10 protein-coding genes are annotated in these 12,225 nt (G+C 66.4%); 6 read left to right on the top strand and 4 right to left on the bottom strand.

The genetic code is table 11. The annotated features are described in order from the left end of the window. Positions 1-147: 147 nt before the first annotated feature. Positions 148-1,452, bottom strand: a complete 1,305-nt coding sequence (locus VAE53_RS09265; RefSeq protein WP_322819093.1) for a M20/M25/M40 family metallo-hydrolase — start codon at positions 1,450-1,452, stop codon at positions 148-150. A 138-nt stretch (positions 1,453-1,590) separates the two neighbouring features. Between VAE53_RS09265 and VAE53_RS09270 the strand changes: the two genes are divergently transcribed. The 3 genes from VAE53_RS09270 (at position 1,591) to gyrB (ending at position 4,905) form a co-directional block, all read left to right on the top strand. Next, on the top strand, positions 1,591-2,028 hold the full coding sequence (locus VAE53_RS09270) for a PaaI family thioesterase (RefSeq protein ID WP_322819094.1): 438 nt from the start codon (positions 1,591-1,593) through the stop codon (positions 2,026-2,028). A 71-nt stretch (positions 2,029-2,099) separates the two neighbouring features. Continuing rightward, a complete protein-coding gene (locus tag VAE53_RS09275; RefSeq protein WP_322819095.1) occupies positions 2,100-2,852 on the top strand; it encodes a hypothetical protein in 753 nt (250 codons plus the stop codon). A gap of 103 nt (positions 2,853-2,955) precedes the next feature. Beyond that, positions 2,956-4,905: a DNA topoisomerase (ATP-hydrolyzing) subunit B gene (gene gyrB, locus VAE53_RS09280; protein WP_322819096.1), complete on the top strand. Its 1,950-nt coding sequence runs from the start codon at positions 2,956-2,958 to the stop codon at positions 4,903-4,905. Between the two features lie 27 nt (positions 4,906-4,932). Here gyrB and VAE53_RS09285 read toward each other — a convergent pair whose 3' ends face one another. Both VAE53_RS09285 and VAE53_RS09290 read right to left on the bottom strand, forming a co-directional pair. After that, positions 4,933-5,766: a class I SAM-dependent methyltransferase gene (locus VAE53_RS09285; protein ID WP_322819097.1), complete on the bottom strand. Its 834-nt coding sequence runs from the start codon at positions 5,764-5,766 to the stop codon at positions 4,933-4,935. A 72-nt stretch (positions 5,767-5,838) separates the two neighbouring features. Further along, positions 5,839-6,774, bottom strand: a complete 936-nt coding sequence (locus tag VAE53_RS09290) for a thermonuclease family protein (protein ID WP_322819098.1) — start codon at positions 6,772-6,774, stop codon at positions 5,839-5,841. 166 nt (positions 6,775-6,940) lie between these two features. Here VAE53_RS09290 and VAE53_RS09295 point away from each other — a divergent pair, with 166 nt between their 5' ends. The 3 genes from VAE53_RS09295 to VAE53_RS09305 all read left to right on the top strand — a co-directional run bounded on the left by VAE53_RS09295 (position 6,941) and on the right by VAE53_RS09305 (position 11,100). Then, complete coding sequence (locus VAE53_RS09295) at positions 6,941-8,872, top strand: ABC transporter ATP-binding protein (RefSeq protein WP_322819099.1); 1,932 nt, start codon at positions 6,941-6,943, stop codon at positions 8,870-8,872. Beyond that, the gene (locus tag VAE53_RS09300) at positions 8,872-10,854 is read left to right on the top strand and encodes an ABC transporter ATP-binding protein (RefSeq protein ID WP_322819100.1); all 1,983 of its coding nucleotides are present in this window, start codon (positions 8,872-8,874) and stop codon (positions 10,852-10,854) included. The genes VAE53_RS09295 and VAE53_RS09300 overlap by 1 nt, the downstream gene beginning before the upstream one ends. 69 nt (positions 10,855-10,923) lie before the next feature. Continuing rightward, positions 10,924-11,100, top strand: a complete 177-nt coding sequence (locus VAE53_RS09305; protein WP_322819101.1) for a DUF1059 domain-containing protein — start codon at positions 10,924-10,926, stop codon at positions 11,098-11,100. Between the two features lie 72 nt (positions 11,101-11,172). Here the strand turns inward: VAE53_RS09305 and VAE53_RS09310 are convergent. Continuing rightward, positions 11,173-12,225: EAL domain-containing protein (locus VAE53_RS09310; RefSeq protein WP_322819102.1), on the bottom strand; the 1,053-nt coding region annotated here is incomplete at its 5' end.

The following is a 12,225-nucleotide window of genomic DNA, read 5'->3' on the forward strand; positions in this document are numbered from 1 at the left end:
CGGTTCCCGGCTCGTCCATTGCAACCGGAGCGTCAACCAGAGCTGACCCGCGAGCAGAGCCGCCGCCACCAGCGCGCCCAGCACGATCGCTCCCGCTTGCCGCCGCTGACGTGGGCCCATCAGGGCAATTCTCCCCGAGCGGACCCCTTAGCTCACCATCCGCCGCACGATCTCGTACATCAACTCGCAGCCCAGCTGCAGATTCTCCACCGTCAGGAACTCGTCATTCCCGTGGAACCCGCGCCGCTCCTCCGGAGAGAGCAAACACGGGATGAACCCATACGCCGGGATGCCGCGTTCGCGCAGAAACCGGTTGTCCGTCCCCCCGATCGTCATGCCCGGCACGACCACCGCATCCTCCATCGCCTCCTTCACCACCGACGAGATCGTCCGAAACAGCTCCGTGTCCCAGGGCACCGCCTCCGGCTCGCCGTGGTCCGGCGAAAGCAGCTCCACCGTCACCCGCTCGTCGCCGATCCGCTCCCGCACCTGGCGAATCCAGTCCCGCTTCGATTGCCCCGGCAAAAGCCGGCAGTCGATCACCGCCTCGCTCCGGGCGGGGATCACATTCGCCTTCACCCCCGCATCCAGCATCGTCAGATTCAGGGTGTTCTGAAACATCGCCAAAAGCTCCGGCGAACGCCGAATCCGCTCCTCCACGGCCCGTCGGTCCGAACGAGGCGGCATCAGCCCCGCCTCTGCCAGCCGGTCCAGATACACCTCCGTATCCGCCGTGAACACCAGCGGCCGCTCCCAATCCAGCAGCCGGGCGATCGCCCGCACCAAGTAGACCGCCGAATTGTCCTCGTGCGGCACGCTCCCGTGCCCCGGCCGCCCCACCGCCGTCAGCCGAAGCCAGCAGATATCCTTCTCGTTCGTCGCCACGCTGAAGAGCCGCACCTCCTGCCGGCCAAAACGCGTCGTGCCCGCCGCCCCCTCGCTCAACTCGTACTCCACATCCACGATGTCGGGCCGATGCCTGCAAAGCCACGCCATCCCGTAATCGCTCCCCGCCTCCTCGTCCGGCACCGCGCAGAACACCACGTCGCGCCGCAGCCGCACCCCCTCCCGCTTCAAGAGCAACAGCGCCATCAGCTGCATCACCCCGCAGCCCTTCATGTCCACCGCACCACGCCCGTACACCCGCCCATCGCGCACCAACCCCTCGAATGCCGGCACCGACCAATACTCCTCCTCCACCGGTACCACATCCGTGTGGTTGCAGAGCATGAGCGGCCGTTTCGAGCCGTCGCCCCGCAGGCGCGCCACCACCACCTCCCGATTCGGCCCCGTCTCGATGTACTCCGTCGGGATGCCCTCCGCCTCGCAAATCGCCCCCAGGAACCGCGCCGCCGGCTTCTCGTTCCCCGGCGGGTTCGTCGTATCGATCCGCAGGTAGCGAACCAAAATGTCCAACGCCTCACGGTGTACGGCTGGCCAGTCGATTCCCATCGGGCGCCTCCTGCCACGGGGTGGAGCCGGATTCTCCCCTGCGCACGCCGCATCGGCAATTCAGTTGCACAACGCAACTCACTCTGCCACCATGGGCCGAACACAAGGGGGCCGCTTCCCCCCGGAACGGAGCACGCCATGTTCGACTCCACGGCCGAGCGCGCCTCACCCCAGCATTGGAACGAGCGCTCCCGCGGCCGCCTGCCCGGCCTCATCGGCCTCGAAGTCGTCTCCATCGGGGCCGCCTACGCCGAAGGCCGCCTCCAGCTCCGGCCCGATCACCTTGCCCCCAACGGCTTCCTCCACGCCGCTACCGTCATCGCCCTCGCCGATACCCTCTGCGGGTACGGCTGCAGCGCCAACCTGCCCGAGGGCGCCACCGGTTTCACGACCATCGAACTGAAAGCCAACTTCCTCGGCACCGCCACCGAGGGGACGATCCGCGCCCGCGCCACCCTCCTCCACGGCGGCCGCACCACCCAGGTCTGGGATGCCACCGTCGTCCACGAAGAGACCGGACGCACCATCACCGCCTTCCGCTGCACCCAAGCCATCCTCTGGCCACGCTCCTCGTAAAGTCCCCCGCGGCGGCGTAGCATCCAGCCACCGCGCGAACGCGCCAACGCTGTCGTGCCTGGAGCCGCAACGTGAAAATCTTGCGCCTCACCAACAGCAACGATGTCCTCGCCGGCGCCACACCGGAACGCCCGCGGCTCCTGGCCGAAAAGCTCGAAGCCTACTTCGGCGAGCCCTTCGAAATCGTCGTCAAAACCCCCTGGCCCACGCCAGCCCTGCCATCCGTCGTCGACAAGTGGCTCGATCGCGAACAACCCGACGCCGTCTTCCTCCACATCCCCAACTACTGGGTCTCCTACCCCTCGGTTCCGCTGCGCCTCGCCCGCCTCCTCGGCCGCCCAGGAACATGGCTCGCCCGCCTCGGCTTCGCAGCCGCCGAGAACCCCCTCATCGGCCCCTCGTTGCCATTTCGGCTCGGCCGCCAAGTCCTCCTCCGCACCATCGGCGGGGACTACCATTTCGAACCGGAAGAGGTCGCTGCCTGCGTCGAAGCCATCGCGCACCGCATTCTCCAGCGCGAAAGCCTGATGTTCGCCGTCTGGGGACCGCATGGGCGGTACGACTGGAGTGTCACCGGAGCCCAGAAACGCAAGGCTCGCGACCGGCAGGCGCAGCTTGTCGCCTCCCTCCAGCAAATCTCCCGCGAACTACGCTTCCCGTACTCAGGACGGACCGACCCGGCCTACCTCACCGGCGAAACCCCCGAGCTCGCGGCCGATAGATTCCACTTCGCCCCCAGCTTCGGAGTCGCCTCCGCCGAAGAGCAATTCACCTTCTACCGCGACGTCATCGAAACCGCCCGCCTTGCCCGCCGCCCGCGCTGAACTCGACCGAACGCCCCGAACCTGCTAAACTGCGAAGGTGAGCGAACGAATTCCCGGGCCGCCGCCCTCGCCGGCTCGCGCATCGCGAGGCTGACCCCCGCCCATGGCCACCCAGGCAACCACTACCTCCTCCTATACCGCCGATAACATCCAGGTCCTCGAAGGCCTCGAAGCCGTCCGCAAGCGGCCCGGTATGTACATCGGCACCACCGACAAAGCCGGCCTCCACCACCTCATCAAAGAACTCGTCGACAACGCCGTCGACGAAGCCATGGCCGGCTACTGCGACCGGATCGAAGTCATCCTCCACGCCAACGGATGGTGCACCGTCCGCGATAACGGCCGCGGCATCCCCGTCGATATCCAGAAACAAACCGGCAAAACCGCCGTCGAAACCGTCATGACCGTCCTCCACGCCGGCGGCAAATTCGGCGGCGGCGGCTACAAAGTCACCGGCGGCCTCCACGGCGTCGGCGCCTCCGTCGTCAACGCCCTCAGCGAAGCCATGTGGGTCGAAGTCGTCCCCGACCCGGCCGCCCAAGGCCCCGATAAAGCCGGCAAAGTCTATCGCCAAGAATACGCCCGCGGCACACCCCTCACCGAACTCCTCAGCCGCCCCCTCGAAGACCCCGCCCGGCCCCACGGCACCACCGTCTCCTTCAAGCCCGACCCCACCATCTTCGAGAGCGTCGACTTCGATTTCCGCGTCGAAGCCGAACGCCTCCGCATGTACGCCTTCCTCACCAAACGCGTCTGGTTTCGCCTCCTCGACGAACGCGCCGACCAGGAAGTCAACTACTACTTCGAAGGCGGCATCAAGAGCTTCGTCCGCTACGTCAATCGCGACCGCGAAGCCCTCAACCCCGAACCCGTCTACGTCGAACGCGAAATCGACGGCAACCTCATCGAGTGCGCCATCCAGTACAACGACGGCTTCAACGAAACCGTCTACACCTTCGCCAACGCCATCAACACCATCGATGGAGGCGCCCACCTCACCGGATTCCGCGCCGCTCTCACCCGCGTCCTCAACGACTACGCCCGCAAACAGAAAATCCTCAAAGACAACGACCCCAACCTCACCGGCGACGACGTCCGCGAAGGCCTCGTCGCCGTCGTCTCCGTCAAACTCCCCGAGCCCCAATTCGAAGGCCAGACCAAGACCCGTCTCGGCAACCAGGAAGTCGCCGGCCAAGTCCAAACGGTCGTCGGCGAAGCCCTCGCTGCCTACCTCGAAGAGCACCCCTCCGAAGCCCGTCGCATCGTCGAAAAGTGCCTCGTCGCCAGCCGCGCCCGCGAAGCCGCCCGCAAAGCACGCGACCTCGTCCAGCGCAAGAGCGCCCTCGAAAGCGGTGCCCTCCCCGGCAAACTCGCCGATTGCTCCTCCCGCGACCCCGAAGAGTCCGAACTCTTCATCGTCGAAGGCGACTCCGCCGGAGGCTCCGCCAAACAGGGCCGCGACCGCCGCTACCAGGCCATCCTCCCCCTCTTCGGCAAGATCCTCAACGTCGAAAAAGCCCGCCCCGACAAAATGCTCGGCCACGAGGCCATCCGCCTCATCATCTCCGCCCTCGGCACCGGCATCCGCGAAACCTTCGACGTCACCAAGCTCCGCTACCACAAAATCATCATCATGACCGACGCCGACGTCGACGGCGCCCACATCCGCACCCTCCTCCTCACCTTCTTCTTCCGCAACATGCCCGAACTCATCGAAAACGGACACCTCTACATCGCCCAGCCGCCACTCTATCGCGCCCAGCACGGCAAAGAAGTCCGCTACTTCTACTCCGACCACGAGCTCGAGGAATACCGCAAGCAGGCCCGCCGCGCCAACCTCAACGTCCAGCGCTTCAAAGGCCTCGGCGAAATGAACGCCGAACAGCTCTGGGAAACCACCATGAACCCCGCCAACCGCACCCTCCTCCAGGTCACCATCCACGACGCAGCGACCGCCGACGCCCTCTTCTACGAACTCATGGGCGACGACGTCTCCCACCGCCGAAAGTTCATCCAGGCCAACGCCAGCCAGGTCCGCAACCTCGACATCTGAACACCGCACCACCCGGCTGGCGCGAGCTCACGCTCGAGGCACCGGCGGCTCCCAGCTCACGACCCCAATGAACCGACGGAAAACCGGCATCGCGATGCCCTCCGGCCCGCCCCACCACTCCTCCATCAGCTCCCGCATGTGTGCATCCTTCGCGCTCCCCGGCGCCAGCCAGAGCAGCCGCCGCGCCAGCTCGAACGCCTGCTCCCGCTCCATCGTTTCGAACTCGCGCCCGGCCGAAACCGTCCGCACCTCGTACCGCCGGTTCCGCGCCCCCAGCAGCGCAACGAACTCCTTCAACGCCGGAAGCGTCGCCATCGGCTCCCCGTGCACCGCCTCGAACAGCGCCGCGAGATTCGCCCCGCGCCCAAACTGACCGAACATCGCGATACATAGCCGCCGCGCGTGCCGTTCCATCGCATCCAGAAACGGCCCCACCTCCGCGATGTCGTACAGCGCATGCGCCGCCAAGCACACATCCGCGTCCACCGCCCACCCCTCCTGCGGCCACCGCAGGTCGTGCACCTCCACCACGACGCCAGCCTCGGCCGCCGCCTCCACCAGCGTCGCCCGCATCGCCGCGCTCGGCTCGATCGCCACCACCCGGCAGCCCTTCTGCGCCAGCGGAATCGCAAAGCGGCCGCCCCCAGCACCGATGTCCAGCACCGACTCCCCCGGCCCCACCAACCCATCCAACACCGGCCACTCCAGCGATTCGAACCCGCCCGGACGGAATCGCGCCGCCACCGACGCATAGTGATCCGCCGCCGGTTCCGGCTCCCGCAGCCGCGCCACCTGCTCCGCATCCGCCGCGACCAGCGCCGCCCACGCCTCCAGCGCCTCTGCTTCCGTCGGTCGCAGCACGTTCACCGGCACCGCGCAATCGCCCCCGAGAAAATCATCCGCCCGGCAGCCTACCCGCTCCCCCGCCCCGCTTCAATCGCCATCGTCGAATCGCTGCACCAACCGACCATTACAGTCGTACAGCAGCGCGTCGTCGTTCTCCGAATTGTTCCAGTACTTGTCTCCGCTCCACCACAGGCTCGTCACCGTGTTCGCGAACTGCGGCACCCCGCTCCACACCTCCACCCAGCCATTCAGCACGAACCCCAGCGGGAAGTCGAACCGCTGGAAGCCCCTCTCGCTGACCAGATACCACCCCGTCAAATCGCCGCTCCCCTCGATGCGGACGAACTCCGCGCCCTTGTCCAGCCTGGTGATCCACGCAGTCGCTGCCGCACACGTCCCCCCGGGCGTCGGCGTCGCAAGTGGTGTCGGCGTCGCCGTCACGGTCGGCGACGCTGCTTCCGGCGTCGAAGGCGTCGGAGTCGCCGGCGCGTTCAGCCCCCCACAGACGCCCCACAGCCCGCGGTTCGCCCGCCGCGCCTCCGCCTCCGCCGCCGCGATCCGCTCGCGATACTTCACATCCGGCGGAAACACCGCCAGCGCCGCGTATCCATCCCGCACCATCGCCTCGTTGAACAGCTCCCCATCCAGCCACACGTAGCGCAAATACCGGCCGAACCGGTCCGTGTCCGAAACATCCCGCTCCAGGCCCACCGTCCGCCCCAGCAGCCGCGCCGCCACGTACTCCGTCGCCTCCTGGCTGAAACAGCGTGCCCCACCCGAGACCTCCGGCGCATCCACCAGAATCAAACGGATGCGCCCCGAATCGACACAACCCCCCACATCGATCGTATCGCCGTCCACCACGTTCACCACCACACACGCCGGGAGCCCAGCGACAGAGTCCGCCGCCAGCATCGGCGCTGTCGCCCGACGCCCCATCCCCCCACCTTCCGCCGCCACGACGAGGCCTAATGCCGCCATCACCAGCGCCGAACCCACCAGCAGCAGCGCTACCTTCTTCATCGAACCACCCCGAAGCCAGCGTAGCCGCCCGCGCGACACCTCCCGTCGCCCATGCTCCCCACCCGAACCGCCTCTGGCGGCCCGTCCCAAGCCCCTGTCGGCCAACCTACTTTCACCTTCGCGTCAAGGTATGATAGCATCCCCAATCGAGGAGGGACGCCGCCCGGTGCGCTGGCTTCTGCGCCTGATCCCCTATATCGGCAAATACCGCTGGCAGTTCGCCATCGCCTGGGTCTGCGTCATCCTCGCGGGCGCCTTCGTCATGATCAGCCCGCTCCTCATCAAATTCGCGATCGAATTCGGCCTCAAGCCCGTCCGCTCCGCCGACGGCCGCCTCATCGGCCTCGATGGCAACGAACGCCTGCTCATCCTCGGTGCGGCCGCCATCGTCGCCTTCGCCATCGCCCGCGGGCTCGCCGCCTTCGGCCAACAGTACCTCGGCGAAACCATCGGCCAGAACATCGCCTACGACATCCGCAACCGCATCTACGACAACCTCCAACGCCTCAGCTTCGCCTACCACGACAAAGTCCAGACCGGCCAGATCATGAGCCGTGCCACGCAGGACGTCGAAAACATCCGCATCTTCTTCGCGATGGGCCTCCTGCGCTTCTCCTACATCATCCTCATGCTCCTCATCTCCATCGCCGGCATGCTCATCATCAACTGGCAGCTCGCCCTCGTCTCGTTCCTCTCGCTGCCATTCCTCGCCTGGCGTTCCATCGTCACCAGTCGTCGCCTTCGCCCCATGTGGCTCCAAATCCAGCAGAGCCAAGCCGAAATGACGCAGGTCGCCGAAGAAGGGCTCACCGGCATCCGCGTCGTCAAAGCCTTCTCGCGCGAAGACTTCGAGAGCGCCAAATTCGCCCAGGCAGCCCGCAAGCAGGCCGACCTGCAATACGCCGCCGCCATGATCCAAGCCAACAACCAACCCCTCCTCCAGGGCATCTCCGCCGCCCAGATCGGCCTCACCGTCGGCGTCGGCGCCTGGCTCGTCTCCCGTGGCTCCCTCCAAGCCCAAGACGTCCTCACCTTCACCCTCTGGCTCAACCTCCTCCAGCTCCCCATCCGCACCATCGGCTTCATGATCAATATCATCGCCCGCGCCATCAGCTCCGCCGAACGCGTCTTCGAGCTCATCGATGCCCAATCCGCCGTCCAGGAAAAGCCGGGCGCCATCCCCCTCACGGACGTCAAAGGTCACATCGTCTTCGAAAACGTCAGCTTCAGCTACGACAACCTCAGCCCCGTCCTCTCCGGCGTCGACATCGACGCCAAACCGGGCCAAGTCATCGCCCTCCTCGGGCCCACCGGCTCCGGCAAATCCACCATCGTCAACCTCATCCCCCGCTTCTACGACGTCACCGATGGACGCATCCTCATCGACGGCATCGACATCCGCGACGTCACCATCGAATCCCTCCGCAAAAACATCGGCATCGTCCAGCAAGACGTCTTCCTCTTCATCGGTACCATCCGCGACAACATCGCCTACGGCCGCCCCGACGCCACCCAAGACGAGATCGAACGCGCCGCCAAAGCCGCCCGCATCCACGACTTCATCGTCTCCCTCCCCTATGGCTACGACGAATGGGTCGGCGAACGCGGCGTCACCCTCTCCGGCGGCCAAAAACAGCGCATCGCCATCGCCCGTACCCTCCTCCTCGACCCCAAAATCCTCATCTTCGACGACTCCACCGCCAGCGTCGACACCCAAACCGAGTTCCTCATCCAACAGGCCCTCCAAGAGCTCATGAAAGGCCGCACCACCTTCGTCATCGCCCAGCGCCTCCGCACCGTCATGCGCGCCGACCAAATCATCGTCCTCGACCAAGGCCGAATCATCCAGCGCGGCACCCACCAAGAGCTCATCCAACAAGAAGGGCTCTACCGGCGCATCTTCGAACTCGAACTCGAAGACCAAGAAAAAGCCCTCGGTCGTCTCGTCGACACCCCACCGACCCCGCAGGGCCCTGGCCTCGCCGAACGCCTGCGCGAACGCATCCGCAGCGGCGACACCCAAGGCCTCCCCGAGCAGCTCGTCGAGCGCGTGCGCGCCCGCCTGCTCGCCGAAGGCCAGGCCGGGGGGAGCGCCTGATGGGCATGTGGGGCGGCGCCGGCGCCGGCGGATGGAGCTCCGGGCTCGGCGGTCAGGGAACCGGCCCCGTCGGCCGCGCCGCCATGATGGGCCGCGGCGCCGATGGCTGGGACGACGAATACCTCGGCAAGGTCTACGACGCCAAAGTCGTCCGTCGCATCCTCCCCTACCTCGCCCAATACCGGCTGCAGGCCTTCGTCGCCCTCGCCTGCATGGTCACCTCCGCACTCGCAAGCTTCTTCCAGCCCCTTCTCATCGGCCTCACCGTCCAGGCCGGCATCAACCACGACACCCGCCGGATCTTCACCCTCCTCGCCATCATGATCGGCCTCGCCCTCGTCCAGTGGCTCGCAGCCTACGGACAGCAGCGCACCACCGCCTGGATCGGCAACCGCATCCTCCTCCAGCTCCGCACCCAGATGTACGACCACATGCAGGGGCTCTCGCTCAGCTTCTACGACGAAATGGAAGTCGGCCGCATGATCTCCCGCCTCACCAGCGATGTCACCGTCATGCAAGAGCTCCTCACCAGCGGCTCCCTCACCTTCCTCGCCGATATCATCGGCCTCACCATCATCGTCATCGTCCTCCTCAACATCGATGCCACCCTCGCCCTCGTCACCTTCGCCATCGTCCCGCCCCTCGTTCTCGTCATGGTCTTCTGGGCCCGCCACGCCCGGCAGGCCTTCATCAACGTTCGCATCAAAGTCTCCACTCTCTACGGCACCCTCGCCGAGAATGTGTCCGGCGTCAAAGCCGTCCAGTCGATGGCCCGCGAAGACGAAAACGCCCGCCGCTTCGACCGCCTCAACCAGGACAACCGCCAGGCCAACATCTGGGCCGGCCTGCTCAGCGCCGCCATCATGCCCGTCATCGAACTCGCCGTCGCCATCGCCACCGCCTCCGTCGTCATCGTCGGTGGCCTCCGCGCCCTCCACGCCGCCGACGTCGATATCGCCCACTTCTTCTTCGTCCTCACCTCCTTCACCCTCTACGTCGGCCGCTTCTTCGACCCCATCCGCGACCTCGTTCTCCAGTACACTATGCTCCAGCGCGCCATGGCCGGCGGCGAACGCATCTTCCAAGTGCTCGATACCGTCCCCCGCGTCCAAGACCGTCCCGGCGCCATCGAGCTCGACCACATCGAAGGCCGCGTCGACTTCGAGGACGTCCACTTCCACTACGTCGAAGGTGTCCCCATCCTGCGCGGCATCACCCTCCACGTCGAACCCGGCGAAACCATCGCCCTCGTCGGCGCAACCGGCGCCGGCAAAACCACCATCACCTCCCTCCTCATGCGCGGCTACGACGTCACCGGCGGCAGCATCAAAATTGACGGCCACGACATCCGCGACATCGCGCGCCGCTCCCTCACCCGCCACATGGGCGTCGTCCTCCAGAATCCCTACCTCTTCTCCGGCACCGTCCGCGAAAACATCGCCTACGGCCGCCCCGAAGCCACCCAAGAAGAAATCGAACGCGCCGCCAAAGCCGTCGGCGCACACGAATTCATCATGCGCCTCGAACGCGGCTACGACACCGTCCTCCAGCAGCGCGGCCAGAACCTCTCCGTCGGCCAGCGCCAGCTCATCAGCTTCGCCCGCGCCATCCTCGCCGCACCGCGCATCCTCATCCTCGACGAAGCCACCGCCTACGTCGATACCCAAACCGAAGTCATCATCCAACGAGCCCTCCGCGAACTCCTCAAAAATCGCACCTCCTTCGTCATCGCCCATCGCCTTTCCACCATCCGCGAAGCCACCCGCATCGTCGTCCTCGACAAAGGCCAGATCGCCGAAATCGGCACCCACGAAGAACTCCTCGCCCGCAACGGCATCTACGCCAACCTCTACCGCATGACCTACGAACAAGAACAAGCCCGCGCCGCCGCCGCCGCCATCAGCGAAGACGAAGCCTTCGCCAGTCGCCGCCGGGGCGAAGTCTTCGGCACCGGCACACCGCAGCCCGCCGCCGGCCAGTAACCGCCGCCCTCAAGCCCACCGACCCGACAGCCGATACCTCTGGCAACCCCCATCGAAGGAGCTTGCCCCGTGAAACAGTTCAACTGCGGCGATGTCGTCCCCGGCTGCAACGCCCGCTTCGTCTTCGATAGCGAAGACAAAATCCTCCAGGCCGTCGCCGACCACGCCCGCAAAGACCACGGGATGATCGACATCTCCCACGAGCTCGTCGCCCAGGTCCGCGAGCGCATCCGCCCCGCCGCCTGACCCACTCACGATCGCGAAAGGGCCGTTGCGACAACGCGCGACGGCCCTTTCGCACGCCAGGTTCGCGGGTTCTTAAGACGACGTCTGCGAACCGAGCACGTTCTCGATAAGCCTCTCGATCCGTACCATCCCCAGAGGCTGTCCGCCGTCGTTCGTCACCACGATCGGGTGGAATCGCTCCCGCTCCGGGCGCACCAGCGCCCGACGCAGCACGTCGGCTGGACGGCAGGACGGAGTAGCCAGCAGCGGTTGGGCCGAACGCCCGAGATACACCACCGCTACCGGGCGATTCCACCGGTCCAGCAGCACCACCGTCCCCTCCTCACCCGCATCCCAATCCTCCCGGCGCATCGCCTCGACCGGCTCGATCAGCCCCGCAACCGTCGGGCCATCCTCCCCGCTCTCGGCATATCTCCGGATCAGCTCCCGCATCGGCCCCGGGACCGGTACGAAACCCGGCGCTGGGCGGTTCAGCAGATAGCCCTGCCCGAGCGGCACCCCCAGCGCCACGACCTCCCGCAGATCCGATTCCGACTCTATCCCCTCCGCGATCACCCACGCATCGATGCGCGAAGCGAAATGCCCCACCAACTCCACCAACGCCCGCTTCGCCGGGTCCTCCCCCATACCCCGCACGAACGCCTGGTCCACCTTCACGAACTGCGGGCGGACAGCCAACAGCCGGACAAGATTCGCATATCCCGTCCCCGCATCGTCCACCGCCACCGAGGCGCCACGCTTCCGAAGCCGGTCCAAAAGCCCGTTCAGATGAGCGAAATCCTCGATCTCCGAATGCTCGGTTAGCTCGATCACCAGGCGTTCGAGCCCCGGCGAATCCAACAGCAGCCCCGCCACCTCCGGGTGAACCAACGCCGCCGGGTCCAAGTTCACCGTCAGGAACGTATTCGGCGGCGCCTCCTCCCGCAGACGCAGCGCCTTCCTGAGCACCGCCGCCTCCAGCTGCGGCCCCAATCCCAGCCGGTAGGCCGCGCCAAACCACAAATGCGGCGGCGCCTGCACCACTGCATCGTCGAACCGCGCCAGCAATTCGAACCCCGCGGTCACCCCCCGCGCCAAATCCACGATCGGTTGCCGGTAGAGCGCAACGCGCGACTCATCGCACAG

This window comes from Tepidiforma sp., from assembly GCF_034432735.1.
Classification (GTDB): Bacteria; Chloroflexota; Dehalococcoidia; order Tepidiformales; family Tepidiformaceae; genus Tepidiforma.